Here is a 19,417-nt window from a genome sequence, read left to right as displayed (position 1 = left end):
GTGAAGCCACAAGGCTTCACTCTTTCTTTTTCATCAGTAAATCAGCGTTAGCAGAAAGTTTTTCGGCTATTTCTTCGGCTGAATAACCAGAACAATACCTTCAACCCGAATCACTTCAACTAATGTTCCAGCATCAATCGCCTCATCAGCTTTTGCCAGCCAGGAGGTGTCCCCCATTCGGATTCGTCCCTGCCCTGGCGGGAAAGGCGCATCCAGTCGACAAGTCTGGCCAACCATTTGCTCGTTACGTTTATTCAACGTACTGGCCTGATCGTCTGCACGATCTTTACGATGCTGATAGCGCCACCAAAGCCAGGTAGAAAACAGCGAAAAGACTGCAAAGGTCAGCCATTGCAGTGACCAGCTCATCGGAATCATTGTCATCAACAGTCCGACAAGTAAGGCAGAAACACCTAACCACAGTAGGTAACCCGCAGTTCCCACCAACTCCAAAAGCAGTAACACAAGGCCCAGCGCAAGCCAGTGCCAGAAGTTCATCTGCTCAAGCAGTTCAATCATTCTTCAGATCCTTTTTTAACCGTGCTGGCTGTCTTTGGCTGATTCAACAATTCAGCAATACCTGCAACAGACCCCATCAGACCCGTCGCTTCAAGCGGCAGCATAATCACTTTACCATTCTCAGACTGACCAATCGATTTCAGCGCATCAGTATATCCCTGTGCCACGAAGTAGTTCACAGCCTGCAGATCACCTTTTGCGATAGCCTCAGATACCATTGATGTTGCTCGCGCTTCTGCTTCAGCAGCACGTTCACGAGCTTCAGCCTGAAGAATAGCAGCCTGCTTTTCACCTTCCGCACGCAAGATTTCTGATTGCTTGTGACCCTCTGCTCGCAGGATCTCAGCCTGACGAATACCTTCTGCTTCCAGAATTTCTGCACGCTTATTACGCTCAGCCTTCATCTGCGCATTCATCGCCGCAGTCAAATCTGCTGGTGGCTGCACATCGCGGATTTCGATACGGGTAACTTTAATACCCCATGGATTAGTCGCCTCATCGACAATCGTCAGCAACTGGCCGTTGATTCGGTCACGCTGAGACAGCATTTCATCCAGCTCCATTGAGCCAAGCACAGTACGGATATTGGTCAGTGTCAGGTTACGGATCGCGTGTTCCAGATCGTTGACTTCATAAGCCGCTTTTGCCGCATCAATAACTTGCACAAAACACACAGCATCAATGGTCACGTTTGCGTTATCACGGGAAATGACTTCCTGAGCCGGAATATCCAACACTCGCTCCATCATATTGATTTTGTTACCAATAGAATCAATAAAGGGAACAATCAGGTTCAAGCCAGGACGTAACGTCTTGGTATAGCGACCAAATCGCTCAACTGTCCATTCGTTTCCCTGCGGGACAGTTTTTACGCCGGCAGCAATAAATACAATCGCGACGAAGAGAAAAGCTCCCACTGTAATTAACGTATCGTATGGCACTATACACTCCTTAAATAAACACCATTCATAATGCACCAGATTACATCAACCCATTGAATATTCATACAAATGAAATATTAATTACTAAAAAAAGAACATCCGCCTTTACGGATGTTCTTAATAAGAATGAAATTAGGAATAGATTAAAATTCGAAATTAGAGCTAAATTCGGAACTGACCAAGTAACCGCTCAAGTTGCTGGCATTGCCTTGCCAGTTCATCAAAGGCTTTTTCTGTATTTTGGACGCGACCGACCATATCTTCACTCATATCAGCAATGGTCTGAACATTACTGCTGATCCCGTCACTCACCTGGCTCTGTTGAGTCGATGCTGCTGCAATCTGAACGTTCATGTCATTAATGACATTAATGGAATTGGTAATGACATCCAATGAGTCTGTTGCAGACTGAGCCTGCTCAACCGTCTCATTACCCCGGTTACGACTACTTTCCATAGCCACAACCGCTGCATGAGCCCCTTGCTGCAATCTTTCAATCATTACCTGAATTTCACCGGTACTCGCCTGAGTCTTACTTGCCAGAGTCCTTACTTCGTCGGCAACCACGGCAAAACCTCTTCCCTGCTCACCGGCTCGGGCCGCTTCAATCGCCGCATTCAACGCCAGTAAGTTCGTCTGATCTGCGATACCACGGATCACATCCAGAATTGAGGCGATGTTGCCAACATCATGCTCAAGGTTACTGATAACACCATTAGCTGATTCAATTTCATCAGCCAACTGATAAATAGATGCAACAGTACTTCCTAACACATCTTTTGCCGTTTCAGACTCATTGCTGGCACTCTGACTCGCTTCTGCTGCTTCATTAGCATGTGAGCTGACATCATCAATGGTGGCACTCATCTCGTGAACAGCAGTCGCAACATGTGTACTTTCTTCACGTTGTTTAACCGCGCCATGTACAACGCCTTCTGTCTGTGCATGAATCTGACGAGTCTCACCCTGTACTGATTTCAGGGTCGCAGCAACTTCCGTTATCGTGTGATGGATACGGGAAACAAACTCGTTAAACGAACCAGCTAACTGACCAACCTCGTCACTGCTCTCTACTTTGACTCGTTGAGTCAAATCACCGTCCCCACTTGCAATATCATTCATAGCAACAGACAGGCGCTTAACAGGCGCAATAACGAGGCCTGAAACAACCCATGACAATAACAGTGAGATGATAATTGTCGCAAACAAACCAACCTGGAGAATACGAGTCGCTGTTGCCAGTTGATTGTCGATACTGGCTTTAAGAGTGTTCTGCGAGGTCTGAATTTCTTTACGGAAATCTTTCACGTGACCGCGCAATACATCAAATTCAGCTTCAATAACTTTCTGGTTTTCGTCGTAGTAAAACTGCGCCAGTTCCGGCTCATCAATCATGGTGCGGTAATGAGCAGCCCAACGATTAAATGCCATTTCCAGTTTTACTAACCGCTCGCGGTTACTTTCACTCAAAAAGCCTATTTCGATCAGGCGATTCGGTGACAATAAACGCGGTAACGCCTTAGGAAGATCATCATAAAATTCTTCCTGAAAATAACGAATACGTTCCGGGTTATCCTCTGCCAGAATTACCCCCTGTCCGGCAGCCATCATCTGATACATATCACGATAACCGTCATCCAGTTCTTCCTCTACAGGCAAAACTTCGTCTGTCAGTAGCTTCCCTGCATTTGCCTGCTCATGTGACACTACGGATATCACCGTAAATAATGCTGAAAACAGAATAATCACAAGTGCAACCGGAGAAAAAAACTTCCACCGGAATGTCAGATTCTTAAACCACAACATATTAACTTCCCGAACCATTGAACACTTTTGCATATGAGGCGCTAACCATAGCGACAAATACGTACTGCATCCAACACAAAGCCATACAAATGCATGATTTAATTACTTAAAATCGAGTCATTTCACTTATTGCAACAGTTGCTGCTGATAATGGGTCAATAACACCACAAGCAAAGAGGGTTTATTTTTAAGAATGCAATCTTAATTGAAGATGATTAATAAGAATTGTGACCGACAACACGTGCTGATGATCGATGTAACTACCTTTTTATGCTGTTATACGATCTTGCTCGCAGCCATAGTCAACTTGAGTCACACAAGTCACATCAAAGATATTTTATAGTCATAAATTTGTAATATTCGACATTATCCAGCAAAGCATTATTAATATATTGCCACTTTGCATCATAATATGTTTTCATTAGCCCGATTTATAATAAGGTGCCTAAAAATAAGGCCCGCAAAAAGTCAGGCTCATTAAAAATGTCACGAAGCAATACTCTTTGTAATCAAAAGGAAATTGTTTTTCCTGAAGGCGAACAGCTTGTATCTACTACCGACCTAAAAGGTGTCATCACTTACTGCAATCCATCTTTCTGCCGTGTTGCAGGCTATAGTGAAGACGAACTTTTGGGTCAGAATCACAATATCATCCGACACCAGGACATGCCTAAAGCCGCATTTGCCGACTTATGGGCACGGTTGCGTGAAGGAAATGCATGGCGCGGCATTGTGAAAAACAAAGCCAAAAGTGGTGATTATTACTGGGTAGATGCTTATGTGACGCCTATCTATGAAAACGGCAGGATCACCGGCTACCAATCAGTTCGGGTAAAACCCAAAGCTCACTGGGTGAAAATAGCGACCACGGCATACCAGCAACTGCTTAAAGCTGAAAAACGCGGGCGACGCGCAGCCTTTGCTCTTCCTGACAGCCTGAAATATACAGCCTTAGCAACAGCTTGCGCCCTTCCTGCCATGAGCAACCTGCTTGATGGCGGGTTCAATATGCAAGCCGCCTTGTCTTTAACCCCTGTCGCCGTTATTGGCCTACTTTTCCGTCAGGAGCTGTTTGACACCCCAATTCGCCTGAAAGAATTACGTCAACGCTATGACAGCATCAGCCGTCTGATTTTCTCGGGCAGTGATCGCTTCTCTGTTGCGGATTACCACCTGAAAATGGCATCAGCCCGTATCCGTACCGTACTTGGACGAATGACTGATTCAGCAGCTCCGCTGCATGATCTGGCCGATCAGCTGAGTGACTCTGCCACTAAAGTAAATCAAGCTATTTCTGTCCAAAACCGAAACATCCAGCATGTTGCCGATGCAATGGAAGATATTTCTGATTCAGCACGTTCTGTCGCGTCACATGCCGTTCAGAGTAATTCATTGCTGAATGAAACCCGTGATCATTGCAGGCAAACACGAATTCAACTTGATTCAACTCAGCACAGTCTTCATGACCTGTCATCTCAGGCAGAACAGGCCACAAAGGCAACCCGACAGCTCAGTTCTGAGGCTGATAAAGTCAGTACCGTGATGACTGAAATCAGAGGTATTGCTGAGCAGACAAACCTGTTGGCACTAAATGCAGCCATTGAAGCAGCACGCGCGGGAGACAACGGACGCGGTTTTGCTGTGGTTGCTGATGAAGTCCGGGCATTGTCTTCAAGAACGCAAAATGCCACTGAGCAAATTCAATCAAGCATTTCACAGATGGTTACCACTATTAATGAGTGGCAGGCATTGATTGAAAGTAACCGTGATAAAACCAATGAATGTGTTGATATCGCCGAGAAAGGTGCTAAATGCCTGCAGCTGGTTGAATCCAATATGCAGTCAATCAACGACCTGATCAGTGAAGTATCAACGTCTGCCTCGCAGCAGGAACAACTGTCTGAGCAGACCAACCAGCATATCCATGCCATCGCGGAAGCTTCACAGCATAACTTGCAGGAAGTAGCTCAGGTTGAGCAAAGCAGCTCAACACTGAAAAAACGGGTTGATGACTTCCACCAGCTTGCAGCCCGCTTCGAAGAAAAGTAAGCCATTACTTATCTTTCAGCTGTTTATCCACGGCAACTGTAACTCACAGTTGCCGTCTTTTAACGCCTGTCCTCTCCATACAAAAACCGTAGCAATATAAAACAGCCCCAAAACAAACTTGCTGAACCAGTGCCATGTTTGTCTTTCCCGGCAAAAAAGCGTTTAATAAAACAGAACATCTGGATAAATAATACCAATCAGGATAAGTAAGTGTGTGATTATTGCGCCGGAAAAATCACCTAGAACAAGGAAGAATTTGCAGTTACTAGTGGCGCTAATTACAAAAATTATGACGCTGTAATAGGTGATTTTAACCAGCAAGAACGCTCATATATTTATGCTGATTGGTATAAACGTTCGAATTTTGAAGGGATATTCAAAATGAGTACTTCCAGCCTGTCTGTGTTAATCGCTTTTTTCATTTTCTTGCTTGCGGCTGTCATCACCCGGCCAATCGCTAAAGCAACTCAGGTTCCGCACCCGATTTTACTAATCCTTACCGGGTTACTGCTTCATTCGACGCAAGAACTGGTGCCCTTGCCGCTTGGAGCACTGACAACCAAAGAATTTGCCCATGACATTATTCTGATGGTCCTGCTGCCAACTCTGGTGTTTGAGACCGCGTATAACATGGACATCAGTAAACTTAATGCCAACCGACTGCCTATCTTTGTACTGGCATTACCGGGTGTTCTAATTTCAACCTTTACCGTAGCCCTGCTTGTTGCCCTGTTGACTCCGCTAGATGTATCACTGGCACTCCTGTTGGGGGCTATTCTCAGCGCCACCGATCCCAGTGCCGTCATATCCGCTTTTCGCCAACTTGGCGCCCCGAAAGATTTGATCATGTTGATCGAAGGGGAAAGCCTGTTCAATGATGCAACAGCGATCACGCTAACTAAAATTCTGGTAGCTGTATTTACGATTGGCGGAACCCTTGGCTCAGCCCTGCTGTATGGCAGTCATCTCTTTTTGCTGACCCTTATCGGCGGTATCGCCAGCGGATGGATTTTAGCCCGCATACTACTGAAGCTATGGAAAAAAATGCCGGATGACCCTTTTCTGGAAATAAGCCTCAGCCTTTTACTTGCCTTTGGCAGCTATCTGTTTGCAGAAGAGATACTCAATGCCAGCGGCATTGTTGCAACCACCACAGCCGGGCTGACCCTGGCAATGAATGTCCCGCTACCAATATCACGTCACTCTCAGCAGTATCTGAACCACTTTTGGTCTTATCTTTCATTTATTGCCACAGCCAGCGTTTTCCTTATCGTAGGGCTATGGATGGATCTCAGCCTAATCTGGGAAAACGCCGGAATTTCACTTGTTGTCCTGATTATTCTCTGGGTTTCCCGTGCCCTAATCGCTTACCTGCTGCTACCGCAGGTGGGCCGAATACAACGACAAGATAAAGCCATCCCCATCGAATACCAGCATCTGGTTTTTGTCGGTGGTATGCGCGGCGCAGTAACCATGGCTCTGGCTATGGGGCTGGTGACATTGCTCGGCGACGAAACCTTGCTCTCCATTGCCATCAATGTCGTGTTCTTCTCAACCCTGATTCAAGGCCTACTGATTAAGCCGCTGACATCGCATCTATGCCTTCGTGAGCAGGATATCAACGACAATATTGCAACCGCTGAAATCACCTTATCAGCCCTTCGACAAGGACGTCAGGCCCTCGAGCCTTTGCTCCGTACCGAACTATCGACAAGACAAGCACCGAAAACGCTGTCTGATCGAATCGAACCATTGATTAAGCAGCAAGAAAAACAGCTTCATCACTGGTTCAGTGCCGAAGTTGGCCCCATAGGACTATGGAACAGGCTGATGCTGCGTTGCTCCAGTGTTGAAATTGGTTATTTATATCAGCTCTTTGATCAAGGCCTGATCAGTGCCACTGTCTATGAAGAGCTAAAAAACTCGCTGGATGAACAAATGGAAGCAATTCGACACGAGTACACCAGACCTGGCTTTTCTCTTCTTCCTCGAGAAATGAGTTCTCTGCTGCACAAAATTCACACCTTCATTTATAAACAACCTCATCGATTAGTCGAGCAAGAGTATGAAATGGCGCTGGCACGAATGATCAGCTGTAACAGTGTGCTCTCAGAGCTAAAATTATGGGCGGAAGAAGAGCAAATTCCTAACGCTGTGGCGGAAAGTGTCGAAAAAATCTGGCAAGGGTGGCTGACAAGCAGTGAAGAAAAAGTCCGTGTACTGGAAAATCAGCATCCAGATATTGCCAAAAAGGTTCAAAGCAGACTCCTAGAGAACTACTTACTCACTGCTGAATACGAGCAACTGGAACAATACGCCCGGCAATACCTGTTATCTGAAGACGACGCTGAGAAAATCAAAGCTGCACTCAAATCTCAGATTAAGTAGTGCGCCTCTTGCCGACTCATTGAAAGGTTGATCGAATTTTGCCTGATTATTAACAATAAAAAGTCATCAAATAATGTCGTTGTATGCATTTGAAGCATCAGGTGAGTTATTATCTCCGCATGACTTCTCATTACAGTGCTTTTGATTCATGTACCAGCAAACTCTGAAAAACACCTTTGGTTTTGATGCCCTTCGCCCGGGCCAGGTAGCCGTGATCACCCGTATCCTAAATGGTGAATCATCCGCGGCTATCTTCCCGACAGGCTCAGGTAAATCGCTTTGTTACCAGTTGCCAGCGGTACAACTTCCTCACCTGACATTAGTGATTTCTCCGCTGCTGGCACTAATGAAAGATCAGCTTGATTTCCTTCGCAGTAAAAATATCCCTGCTGCATCAATTGATTCCACCTTAAGCTGGGATGAAAGCCAGCAAGTAATGCAAGGCGTCAGAAACGGTGAAATCAAAGTGCTGATGATTTCAGTCGAACGCCTCAATAACGAGCGTTTCCGTCAGTTCATCTCGCAAGTACCGATTTCTCTGCTGGTCGTAGATGAAGCGCACTGTATTTCCGAATGGGGACATAACTTCCGACCTGATTACCTAAAACTACCTGTCCATCGCCAGTGGCTAAACATTCCGCAGGTTTTATTGTTAACCGCGACTGCGACACCAGCGGTTATCGAAGATATGAGTCATAAATTTGGCATCGAGCAAAACAACATCGTCATCACCGGTTTTTATCGCTCAAACCTAGATCTGACCATCGCCCCGACTGCTGAAGCCGATAAGCAGCAAGCATTGCTTTCTCAGTTAGAGCAAAGCCCACAACAGCCAACTATCGTTTATGTCACTCTGCAAAAAACAGCAGAGAATTTGGCGCAATGGCTAAACCAACACGGCTACAAGGCGCAGGCCTACCATGCAGGTATGGACAGCGAACAACGTCAGCAGATTCAACAGGCTTTCATGGCCGGTCAGCACAACTGCATCATTGCTACCATCGCGTTCGGTATGGGGATCGACAAAGCTGATATCCGCCAGGTTATTCACTATGATCTGCCGAAATCAATTGAAAACTACAGCCAGGAAATAGGCCGTGCCGGACGTGATGGTCAGCTTTCACACTGTACGGTGCTGGCAAACAAATCCAGTGTAAACGTACTTGAAAATTTTGTTTATGGAGACACACCGGACCTTGATGCAATCGCCTTCATCCTGTCACAAATCCAGGCGAGTCCGGGTCAATGGGAAGTGATGCTGTCACGTCTGTCCCGCGACAGTAATATTCGTCTGCTGCCCCTCAAAACCTTACTGGTCTATCTCGAAATGCAGCAAATCATCGAACCACAGTACACCTACTTTGCTGATTACCGCTTCAAGATGATTCAGGACCAACAATCTATCATTGAGCACTTCCAGGGCGAGCGTCGTCAGTTCGTCAGCCAGATCTTTGCCTGCTCACCAAAAGCTCGCACCTGGCACACAGTTGACTTCGAAGCACTCTGGCAAGGTTGTCAGGCTGAGCGAAAGCGTGTTGTATCAGCTATCGATTACTTCAATGAAAAAGGTTGGATCGAGCTGGAAAGCAAACAGATGACGGACGTCTATAAAGTCATTAATCCGAATTTTAACATTCAGGAGTTGGCTTCATACCTCTACGATCTATTCCAACAAAAAGAGAATAGCGAGATTGAGCGCATCACACGGATGCTGAGTTTCTTTGAGAGCAGCCAGTGCCTGAGCCATACACTGGCAGATTATTTTGCCGATGCGAACGCACCTCACGAATGCGGACACTGCTCTGTTTGCCGCGGCAAAGTCGCAGAGCTAGTGAACTCAGAGCCTCTGCCGGAAATTACAGTCAACACACTCAAAACCTGGTGCGATCCGTTTATCACAGCCTGCCCAACACCACCGTCAACAGCAGCAATTACCCGCTTTTTGAGTGGCATGACCTCGCCGTTAAATACCAAAGTGAAAGCAAGACAGATGAGTGGATTTGCCAAACTTGAAGCCTACTCTTTCCGTCAAACCAAAGAGCTAGTATCCGAAGTATTTCCTGAACTCAAATAATCTACTGCGTTACTTACCTTTATCACACAGAGCCTTCGGGCTCTGTGTCTGATCCGCTTTCCTCAACTCCATCAATCACTCACACGGGAATATAAAAACTTCACGTACATTTTTACTTTCAGGTGATTGCATAAAACTCACTTTTCATCATTAATAAATAGCGATCTTCATCACGAAGTTTTAGAATAGTCTCATAATATCAATGGAAATAGAGTTATAGCCATGTCAAACGAAGATCTACAATACGAAACTTGTGAAGCTTGCGGCGTATCAGCAGAAATGGGCTTTATCATCAAGGAAGGCGATGAAGTAGCTGAAGTAAAAGTTTTTGCTAACGGTAAAGACGCACTACTGGCAGAGCTGAACAACTACCTTGCTCTGGCAAAAGAAGTTAATGAAAACTTCAAACATGAAGTATCTCCTATTGACGACAACAGTCAGGAACTGACAGCTCGTGTTCAGTTCGAGTGCAGCGCAGAAAAAATGATCTTTGAACTGAAGAGCCGCTCACTGGCTAAATAAAATCAGCTGCTGCATCAAAGCATGCAAATTCCTGCTTTGTTGTAAAAGTACAAAATTCAAGATAAAGCCAATTCCCTGAAGGAATTGGCTTTTTTAATGCCATTAACGAACTATATTTAATCTTACACATTAAATTCCCGTTAAAAGCGCATAAATATCCGGTTAACTGGTCAGATATGCATGGTTGTTTTTTTAGATGTAGTATAAAACTTTACGCACATGGATACGCAAAGCGCATTTTTTCCTGGAAATGCACCTCGTTTTGTATGAAAATGACAGCATATACTTAATGACAAGGCAGCAGGTATTTACCCAATACCGCAAATGAAAAGGAATAGTTCAATGAATAGCCATAAAGCAAAAGTTATCGCCAATTGGAAACCAACTAACGCACGCGAAGCCGCAGCCATGAAAGAGCTGCTGATGCAAGAAATGGGTGTAGCTCCAGAGCATCACCAGGGCGGTACAGGTAAACTTGCTCCAAACTCTGGTCGTGTGATTCGTTAATCACAAGACGTTCGGTATTCGGAAAAGGTGACAGTTTCCCCCTTGCTTGCCCAAACCGAATACCAAAATCCAGCCTGATAAAACCACCAATTATTCTTTGTCGGCTGGCTTTAAAGCAAAACGCCGTATCGTTTATCACGATACGGCGTTTTCTTTTTTAACGGTTCAAGTTAACTTACTTCGTATCTTCCAGCTTATTCCAACGTACTTTACCGTTTGATTCAAAATCGTTTTCTGGCCCACACTCAATTGTAATTTTACCAATTACAAGCACTGCGCCAACGGAGTACTCTTTACCATCGTAAAAACAAACCCGCTGATTCTGCAAAACAGGTTGCAGTGTAATTTCCGGTTTACTTGATACCGACACTTCTTTCGCGGCAATACCAGTAGAAAAACCACTCATTAATAAGCCTGAGCAAACAACAGCAGCTGCCAATTTCTTCATACACTAACCCATCTGAGCAGATAGCAAAAACATCTTCTGAGATAGTAAGTTATCTGAAAGATTATTGAAATGACCAAACTCTATACCGCAGTGATATTGGTACAAAACTCAAACCATCATAACCTGTCCTACCAGGAGTGCTGAACCAAACACTAACAGGAAGGCCACGATTGGAAATACAAATTTAACCCACTTGTTGAATTGAATATCCAGCATCTGCAAGGTCACCAGAACCAAGCCAGTTGGAGCCAGGAACAACATTGCGTACTGTCCCCAGTTATAAGCAGAGACCACGATATCACGTGGGATCATTACCGTATCTGCCAGAGGTGCCATAATCGGCATTGAAAGAACAGCCAAGCCGGACGAAGACGGAACAACAAGACCAAGCAGGAAGAAAATAAACATCTGAGCAACAGCAAAGATACTACCGTGCATACCGGAAACTAAGTCCGACGCATAGGCCAGAATAGTGTCTGAAACCATGCCCTGCTCAAGAACGATGTTCACACCACGAGCCATACCGATAATCAGAGATACTGCAACCAGTTCGGATGCACCTTGAGTAAACGCTTCTACCGCTTCTTTCTCATTCAAACCTGAGATGAAGATAATGATAATCGCAATAGTCAGAAAAGATGCTGCCATTTGCGGGAACCACCAACCGGCTACAGAAACCCCCCATACCATCAGCGGAAAGGCAATTGCGAATAAAGTGAGAATCACCTTACGACGCAAGGTAAAAGGAACTTCTGTATCCAGTTCGCCGTTTTTCAGGAAGCGAGCACGAAACTCTTCACGATCTTCATAAGTATACGAAAACGATGGATTCTTTTTGATTTTTTCGCAGTACCAATACAGGTAACCGATAACGACAGTTACACCGATTAAAAAGCCGAAAGAGCGAATTCCTAATCCTTCAGTAAAGGAAATACCAGCTGCATTAGATGCGATAACCACAGAGAATGGGTTAATAGTAGAGAACGCAGTACCGATAGAAGCCGCCAGGAAAATAGCGCCAACACAAACAATCGAGTCGTAGCCAAGAGTCAGGAATATGGGCACCAGAATCGGATAGAAAGCGACAGCCTCTTCTTCCAAACCACAGGTTGTGCCACCGATTGCCATAACAATAGAAACCAGAGCAACAAACAGGAACTCATTGCCTTTGGTTTTTTTAGACAACGCAACCAGTCCGGCATCAAAAGCACCTGTCTTATTAATGACGCCGATCAGACCACCAAGAATAAGAATGAAGACAATAATATCGGCACCTTCTATTGTCCCCTTTACCATACTTTCAGCTACATCTCCCAAACCTTTTGGTGATTGTTCCAGCCGTTGATAAGTATCAGGTATTGCGATTGGTTTACGAATGGTGCCATTTACGAACTGATCAATATTTATATTGATATTTAACTTCTCTAATTCATCCTGATTTGCGGCAACGCTGGTAACATCACCATACGGACTGGTGACCAGTAAGTTATTACCGTCAGAATTATAAGAAAGCTTTGAATAAGAACCGGCGGGGACAAGCCATGTCAAGCCAATCGCCAATAACATAATTATAAATAAAATTGTAAATGCTGTCGGAAAGCGAAAAGTTTTCCCTAATTTTTCTGTAATAAGCATAAGACGTCCCCAAAGGTTTATCTGGAACAAGTAATTCATTCTTACGCCCGATAAGATATTACGATATCACATAAAAATATGTCGTCTGAGTCGCAAATGAAATAACTGAAAAATCATTCCCGTATAATCACTTTAATTTCATAACCCTCATTTTCGAAATCTAATTATTTAGATATCAAGAAATAAAACACATAAAGTAAAACATCGCTCTAAGATTATTGAAAGATCGCAAACAAAAACTCAGCAAATAACTTTCATTATCACATTTAATTCAATTTAAACATTTACTTTTATGCCCCATTTTATGGCAAGTGATTCTATATTTTTGACAAAATCATTCTTATCTTGACAGTAAATATCAATATTATTATTGCAGCTTTTGGCATTTCTCTTTTTCAAGAAGCCATATTCACTAGCAATATCAGGGTGAGCAATAAGGTAGTCCCGAAAGCAAAGATGACGATAAATATGCGAGTTGCCACATTCAAACACATGCAGATGACAAATACGCCTCACACCACCTTTTTCGAAATAGCGCCGCCCTGGAATACCGTTTTCACCTTTTGCTACATAGTCGGCTACCGCGAGCTTATAAGCCACCTGTTCGAAGCTGTTCATATCGCTGACTTCAGCAAGAATGTCTATCGTTGGCTTAGCCGCTAGCCCTGGAACTGATGTACTCCCGATATGATAAAGTTTAATTGATAACGGTTTTATCTGTTGCTTGATATTCTTAGCTTCAACTTGAAATTGTTCAGGCCAATACGGGTCGTAATCCACAACTTCAATAATTCGCTTTCCTTTTTCACTCATAGCTATCTGATATTTCCTCCTGCTGCGTTTCATTTTCTTTGGATTTCTCATAAAGATCCATCAAAACAGAAACACTGATCATATAGACTGATGCCAACAGAATCTGTGCGATCCGACCATAAAAGCTCAGCTCAATTAACTTGCTGTCAGATGAAATAGTGCCTCCCAGAACAACAAGCATGGCAGACATAACTCCAGCCCATAAAGGCGCTTTTTCCGGCTTTTCATAAATCATTGAACCAATGCTCAGACTAACAAGAGTAATCAGTGCAATGAGAAATATAAACTGTGGTGTAGTTACAAGCAGCTCGTACAAAATTACTGCTAATAAACCTCCAATAGTATTAGTTAATAATAAAAACAGACCTATTTTGATACTCTTTACGGTCGTGATTTGTAATGACAAAATGCCAATGAATACCATGGTCAAAATCGCACCGTTAATCTGAAAATAGTAAAAATATACAATTACCGGATAACCGACTATTAAGGCTTTAGCAGACGCATAAATTCTCAGTTCTTTCGATAAAATCTCCTGAGTCGATAACTGAGTTTTCTGCTGGGGTTCTGGAAATAACCAATGGAGAACAGCAAAGGCTATAACAGCAAGAACACCGGAAATAATCAATCCAGTACCAACATAAATGGCGACAGCTGAGTTGGTTATCCCCAGATAAGGCAATAGCATGACTGATATCAGCAAAATCGTAGCGAAAAAATTCCAGTGAGGATCAAGAAACAGGTAATAAGCATAAAACATCAGCCCGCCGACCAAGATAAGCAGAATCAACGGATACTGTGTTATCCCCATACTGACAGCCAATCCCACCAGCACGGTCAGCACCATCGCTAACACCAGTTGCTGGAATCTGTCTCGGTTAGATACAGGATAATCAACTAAAAATTTAGCAAGGAAAACAGGGAAAACAAATGACAGCCCCCAGCCTATGCCATAGGCCAACATACAAGCAGTTACAACACCAATTACATACCGCTTTACCCTTACAGCATAAAGCTGCTGTTCCAGTAACACCTGATTATCTTCACTAGCGAACATAGGACAACCAGCTAACTAAACGAATCCAGATTCTTCCAAATATATTCAGCGCTGAATTTTCCTGGGTATAAACAATCACATCAGCCTGACCACCAACCCGCCTCAGTCCTCTGGCATTGTCGTCATCAAACTGGATTGTTACCGGGAATCGCTGCGTCTGCCGCAGCCATCCTGTCTGTGGAGAAACTGAAGCCAACTGTCCTACCTGTTCTGCTTGCCCCCAGTTAATCCCCCAGTCAATACTGGCTACCTTCCCTTTAAAAACACGGCCTGGAGCGTAATCGAGAACAATTTCCACCTCATCACCGACAATCATGTTACCCAGGCTGTTTTCACGAAAATACGCATCAATCCAGACATCTTCTCCTGAAACAAACGTCAGTAACGGCTGACCCGCACGGGCATAAAATCCTTCATCAAGCCGAAAGTTGGAAACCCCACCTATTGCCGGTGCGCGAAGAACGGTTCTTTCCAAATCGAGCTGAGCTTTTTGCAGTTTCAGCAATGCAGACTTCATCTGGCTGTTATTTTTTCCCTTGGCTCCTAATTGTGTTTTAGCCTGCTCAAGGTTTGCCTGCGCCGATTCCACCTGAGCTTTAGCACTCGCCAGTGATGCCCGGGTTTTATCAGCTTCTGCTTTCGGGACAATCCCTTTTTTCGCCATGGCCAGAATACGTGATGCCTGAGTACGAATATGTGCCTGGTTAGCCAATGCATCAGAAAGCTTTGCCTGTGCCGATGCCACTGATGCAGTCTGAACACCAACACTCTGACCAGCTTTCACCAACCCTTGCTCAGCTTCTTCTACAGCCAGCTGATAATCAGCTGGGTCAATCCTAATCAAAGCATCTCCTGGCTGAACAACCTGATTAGGCTCAACTTGTACTTCCACAACTCGTCCCGAAACCAGAGGTGTCACCGGAATAACATATCCCCGGACTCGCGCCATATCAGTGGATGGAATATAACGATCAGCGAGGACATAAAAAATAAACAATCCAATACAAATCAGCAGAACAAAGAAGGTTGCCCGCTTCACTTTCTCTTGTGCGGTTCGCTGTTTCTTTTCTTTTTTTGTTCTCTCTTTCTTCACCCGCTTCGGCTTTGCCGATCTGGCCCTTATTCGCTCATCTGGCTCAGCCTGAACATTCGGCATGTTTTCATCAGACATACAAATGGCTCCGTCAGAATTATCAACGCCTCCCCTTGCGGGATGATTTTAAGGCCCGATATAGATTTTAGCTGTCATGGATTTATCCAATGCATTAACAAAGAGAATCATTTTAAAGCTCACCTCACTACATCAAATAAAAGCATTTCAATTGAAACTATTTATATAGATTAAAATTCCATTTAAAATACCAAGCCCAGAATACAATTACGCATTAAGGTGTATTTGTGAAATATATATCCAAAGATAATGGTTTTACCATTATTGAATTGATTGTGGTTATAGTTATTGCAGGTATTGTGGCTGTCATTGCCGCTCCACGTATCATGAACACCTCTACAGACGCTAAAATTGCCAGCTTAAACGGATTTATCAGCGCCTTCCGAGCCGCAGAAAGTATTGTGGAAGGAAAGATGATCATTGAGGGAAAAGAGATGACCTCTCAACATGTGCTAACCAGCCAAGAAGGCATCGAAGCTCAATATGGTTCCATTCGGCTGAGTAACGATAACCTCAAACGCATGATGAATGTAAATGGGTATCGTATCGTGACCTGTTTGGATAAAACCCAAATGTTTGTAGTACCAGCCACATACAAAGACGTACCTGACGGTGAAGATTCAATAGAAGCCTGTCGCGCAGCTCTCGCAACCTTCTGCTGGGTTTCTCTTTATAACCCTCAAAAAGAAGGAACGGAAAATGAGAGAGTTTTCGATATCAGCCGAAATTACACAAAGTGCTAAGGTACGTTCCTGAACTTACCTCAAACAACATAAGCTCTCGTGAAACTACGTGGCAACAAATTTCAGCTAGGATTTAGTCAACCCTTTTTCTGGCCACTAAAGAAGCGAGAGCCTAGTCATGAAAATGCTGATGAATGTCGATTTTCCTCATGAACCTTTTAACTCACTGGTTTTGGAAGGCAAAGCTGGCGGGATCATCAAAAAGATCCTTGATGATATAAGACCAGAACACAGTTACTTTACCGAAAATAACGGTAGTCGAAGTGCTGTACTGATATTCGATATTACAGACAGCTCAAAAATCCCCAGTTATGCCGAACCCTTTTTCCTGGTGTTCAAGGCAGACTGTCACTTCAGAATAGCAATGACGCCAGCCGATCTCGCAGCATCCGGACTTGATCAGCTCGGTAAAAAATGGCTCTGATTTGTCCTTTCTAACTTCATAACGTCGTAACTTCGGTGCCTGAACAATCATATTGTCCCGTCAGGCACTTCCTCCTCCTCGGCATCTCTCATTTGTTGAAAGAGCAATTTTGTACAAACACCAACAGTGCTATTTCGTTATACTCATGGTTGCAACACAACTACAAAGGATCCTGACAGATAAGCCATGGAGAATCTTAACAACAAAAACACCCTGAAAAACAAGACGTCAAAAGAGCAGGCAACTTATAGCGTTGCCAAAGAACTCGGTGGCATTGAGGTACTGGATGCTAACTACCATCATCAGAATTTTTCACGTCACAGTCACGAAGGCTATACCGTCGGTGTTATTGAGCACGGCGCACAGAAATTCTATCGAACTGGCGGTAATCATATCGCGCCGCAAGACAGCATTATTCTGGTTAATGCTGACGAAGTTCATAACGGTCACTCTGCAACAGAAGGTGGCTGGTCTTATCAGGCGATGTATCCCCTGCCACAGCAATTTGAGGCTATCAGCAAAGAACTTAATTCTAACCTTTCAGAAACCGGGCGAGGAGCCCCGTACTTTCCATCCCCTGTTGTTTATGATCCTGAGTTGGCTAACCAGTTCCGCCTGGTTTTTGATACGTTGAAAAAATCAAACAACCGACTTCTGAGGGAAACCCTCTTGTACAGTGTCCTGACCCGGCTGATGTGCAAACATGGCAAGCGGAGTGTGACTCCACACGAACCACCCAAGGCACAACGACAACTTAAGCTGGTCAAAGAGTTTATTGATGATTTCCCCGGCGCTGATGTCTCACTGCAAGAACTGGCAAATCTGGCCTCATTCAGCCCTTTTCATCTGGTTCGGGCCTTTCAGAAAGCCTATGGATTTCCTCCTCATGCCTATCAGATCCAGGCAAGGTTACGACTGGCAAAAAAGCTGATCAAACAGGGATATAAAGTTTCTGATGCAGCACAGGAAGCTGGCTTTCACGATCAGAGCCATTTCCACCGCCACTTTAAAAAAGCGATGGGTATTACACCGGGCCAGTTTGCCGGACAAGTTAATGCCTGAACTGCGAGTATGGAAATAGCTCAGCTTTTCAAGCAAACTGAGCAAAAACGTACAAGGTAACTCTCCTGCCAATCCCTACAGTAAGTAAGACCAATTAAATAAAATGAAGTAAATATTCAATGCAATCACCTGTTTCATCAATAGATCACACCCTGCGCGGTGAAAACGTGAATAAATTTAAGCTGTTCAGACAAGGCGCACTGGCCGTCACCCCTCTCTGCGTAGCAGTAATTCCATGGGGTTTACTCGCGGGCTCCTTTGCGGTTGATATTGGCCTGGACATATTCCAAAGCCAAGCTCTGTCAGCGATTGTATTTGCTGGCTCAGCACAACTTGTCGCTACCGGTTTGATCAATGCAGGTGCAGGATTGGCAACTATCCTGCTCACCACCCTGTTCATTACCTCCCGACATCTGCTCTACGGGCTGACCATGCGAAACACCATCAGCCCGTTGCCACTACGCTGGCGTCTTGGGCTTGGTTTTCTGTTGACCGATGAATTGTTTGCCGTATGCGGACACCATTCTCCAAAAACATTTAATCGCTGGTATGCGCTCGGTGCTGGTCTCTGGTTCTATATCTGCTGGAATCTGGCCAGTTTCGCCGGAATCGTTGCCGGTAAATTTATTCCAAATTTGGATTCACTCGGCCTGGACTTTGCCATTGCAGCAACTTTTATTGCTATCGTTATCCCGACTATCAAAAACATTGCTGTTTTGATTTCAATTCTGGTCGCTATGGTTCTGTCTGTGACTTTACAAGCGTTTGAGGTGGAAGGCGGACTGATGATTGCAAGTCTTGCAGCCATGATTGCCGGGTACAGCTACGACAAAATGTTCGGCAAGCAACAACGCGAAACAGGAGAAAATGTATGATCTGGCTGACAATTTTCCTAATGACGCTTATTGTTTTTTCTAGTCGTTATATGTTTCTGGCACCTAAACTACCATTAAAACTTAACGCAGAAGCACAAAAACTACTGAGTTACTCCAGCCCTGCGGTATTAACGGCAATCTGGGCACCGATAGTATTTCTGCATGAGGGAAAGCCAGAAATCACACTACAAATCCCATACCTGATTTCAGCTGTGATCGCTGCTCTCATTGCATGGAAAACAAAGAATGTTCTTGTTACGGCAGTAATCAGTATGACTGTCTTCTTCCTACTCACAACATTTATCTGATTTAAAACACTCAAATAAAAAGCCGTACTTATTTAAATAAGTACGGCTTTTTCAGATTCTTTAATGCCCACATGT

The 19,417-nt window shown here is 44.3% G+C and carries 18 protein-coding genes; 10 read left to right on the top strand and 8 right to left on the bottom strand.

Features of this window, described 5'->3' with window-relative positions; translation table 11 throughout:
* Window positions 1-66 precede the first annotated feature (66 nt).
* From AACQ93_RS19825 to AACQ93_RS19815, 3 genes are all read right to left on the bottom strand, one after another.
* The gene (locus AACQ93_RS19825) at window positions 67-519 is read right to left on the bottom strand and encodes an NfeD family protein (protein WP_064608067.1); all 453 of its coding nucleotides are present in this window, start codon (window positions 517-519) and stop codon (window positions 67-69) included.
* Window positions 516-1,460 carry an SPFH domain-containing protein gene (locus AACQ93_RS19820; protein ID WP_064608064.1) on the bottom strand — a complete coding sequence of 315 codons (945 nt, stop codon included), beginning with the start codon at window positions 1,458-1,460 and terminating at the stop codon, window positions 516-518. The genes AACQ93_RS19825 and AACQ93_RS19820 overlap by 4 nt, the downstream gene beginning before the upstream one ends.
* Before the next feature lie 162 nt (window positions 1,461-1,622).
* Entirely contained in the window at window positions 1,623-3,266 is a 1,644-nt protein-coding gene (locus AACQ93_RS19815; RefSeq protein WP_064608062.1) for a methyl-accepting chemotaxis protein, read from the bottom strand.
* Between the two features lie 483 nt (window positions 3,267-3,749).
* On the opposite strand from AACQ93_RS19815, the gene AACQ93_RS19810 reads away from it, so the two are divergent.
* The 5 genes from AACQ93_RS19810 (at window position 3,750) to AACQ93_RS19790 (ending at window position 10,806) form a co-directional block, all read left to right on the top strand.
* Entirely contained in the window at window positions 3,750-5,315 is a 1,566-nt protein-coding gene (locus AACQ93_RS19810) for a methyl-accepting chemotaxis protein (protein ID WP_064608060.1), read from the top strand.
* 381 nt (window positions 5,316-5,696) lie between these two features.
* The gene (locus AACQ93_RS19805) at window positions 5,697-7,703 is read left to right on the top strand and encodes a cation:proton antiporter (protein WP_064608058.1); all 2,007 of its coding nucleotides are present in this window, start codon (window positions 5,697-5,699) and stop codon (window positions 7,701-7,703) included.
* A gap of 148 nt (window positions 7,704-7,851) precedes the next feature.
* Window positions 7,852-9,777: a RecQ family ATP-dependent DNA helicase gene (locus AACQ93_RS19800; RefSeq protein WP_064608056.1), complete on the top strand. Its 1,926-nt coding sequence runs from the start codon at window positions 7,852-7,854 to the stop codon at window positions 9,775-9,777.
* Between the two features lie 222 nt (window positions 9,778-9,999).
* Window positions 10,000-10,299 carry a DUF406 family protein gene (locus AACQ93_RS19795; RefSeq protein ID WP_064608054.1) on the top strand — a complete coding sequence of 100 codons (300 nt, stop codon included), beginning with the start codon at window positions 10,000-10,002 and terminating at the stop codon, window positions 10,297-10,299.
* 342 nt (window positions 10,300-10,641) lie between these two features.
* Window positions 10,642-10,806 (top strand): hypothetical protein, encoded by a 165-nt coding sequence (locus AACQ93_RS19790; RefSeq protein ID WP_007466218.1) that lies wholly within the window; start codon window positions 10,642-10,644, stop codon window positions 10,804-10,806.
* A gap of 175 nt (window positions 10,807-10,981) precedes the next feature.
* On the opposite strand, the gene AACQ93_RS19785 is transcribed toward AACQ93_RS19790, so the two are convergent.
* The 5 genes from AACQ93_RS19785 to AACQ93_RS19765 form a co-directional block, all read right to left on the bottom strand.
* Entirely contained in the window at window positions 10,982-11,254 is a 273-nt protein-coding gene (locus tag AACQ93_RS19785; protein ID WP_064608052.1) for a DUF1496 domain-containing protein, read from the bottom strand.
* 108 nt (window positions 11,255-11,362) lie between these two features.
* Window positions 11,363-12,889, bottom strand: coding sequence for a YfcC family protein (locus AACQ93_RS19780; protein ID WP_064608050.1), 1,527 nt, complete (start codon window positions 12,887-12,889; stop codon window positions 11,363-11,365).
* A 276-nt stretch (window positions 12,890-13,165) separates the two neighbouring features.
* Window positions 13,166-13,702, bottom strand: a complete 537-nt coding sequence (locus tag AACQ93_RS19775; RefSeq protein WP_064608047.1) for a GrpB family protein — start codon at window positions 13,700-13,702, stop codon at window positions 13,166-13,168.
* Entirely contained in the window at window positions 13,695-14,759 is a 1,065-nt protein-coding gene (locus tag AACQ93_RS19770) for a DUF2955 domain-containing protein (protein ID WP_064608044.1), read from the bottom strand. Before AACQ93_RS19770 ends, AACQ93_RS19775 begins: the two co-directional genes overlap by 8 nt.
* Window positions 14,749-15,915, bottom strand: a complete 1,167-nt coding sequence (locus tag AACQ93_RS19765) for an HlyD family secretion protein (protein WP_369808754.1) — start codon at window positions 15,913-15,915, stop codon at window positions 14,749-14,751. Before AACQ93_RS19765 ends, AACQ93_RS19770 begins: the two co-directional genes overlap by 11 nt.
* A 242-nt stretch (window positions 15,916-16,157) precedes the next feature.
* Between AACQ93_RS19765 and AACQ93_RS19760 the strand changes: the two genes are divergently transcribed.
* The 5 genes from AACQ93_RS19760 to AACQ93_RS19740 all read left to right on the top strand — a co-directional run bounded on the left by AACQ93_RS19760 (window position 16,158) and on the right by AACQ93_RS19740 (window position 19,342).
* Entirely contained in the window at window positions 16,158-16,673 is a 516-nt protein-coding gene (locus AACQ93_RS19760; RefSeq protein WP_064608035.1) for a prepilin-type N-terminal cleavage/methylation domain-containing protein, read from the top strand.
* Between the two features lie 118 nt (window positions 16,674-16,791).
* Window positions 16,792-17,097 carry a hypothetical protein gene (locus tag AACQ93_RS19755; protein WP_064608033.1) on the top strand — a complete coding sequence of 102 codons (306 nt, stop codon included), beginning with the start codon at window positions 16,792-16,794 and terminating at the stop codon, window positions 17,095-17,097.
* A 186-nt stretch (window positions 17,098-17,283) separates the two neighbouring features.
* Entirely contained in the window at window positions 17,284-18,159 is an 876-nt protein-coding gene (locus AACQ93_RS19750) for an AraC family transcriptional regulator (RefSeq protein ID WP_064608031.1), read from the top strand.
* 119 nt (window positions 18,160-18,278) lie between these two features.
* Window positions 18,279-19,034 carry an AzlC family ABC transporter permease gene (locus AACQ93_RS19745; RefSeq protein ID WP_064608029.1) on the top strand — a complete coding sequence of 252 codons (756 nt, stop codon included), beginning with the start codon at window positions 18,279-18,281 and terminating at the stop codon, window positions 19,032-19,034.
* Entirely contained in the window at window positions 19,031-19,342 is a 312-nt protein-coding gene (locus AACQ93_RS19740) for an AzlD domain-containing protein (protein ID WP_064608027.1), read from the top strand. Before AACQ93_RS19745 ends, AACQ93_RS19740 begins: the two co-directional genes overlap by 4 nt.
* The last annotated feature ends 75 nt before the right edge of the window (window positions 19,343-19,417 follow it).

The sequence above is a fragment of the Photobacterium sp. J15 genome, from assembly GCF_963870815.1.
Taxonomy (GTDB): Bacteria; Pseudomonadota; Gammaproteobacteria; order Enterobacterales; family Vibrionaceae; genus Photobacterium; species Photobacterium marinum.
This window is presented reverse-complemented; position numbering and strand designations above follow the sequence as displayed.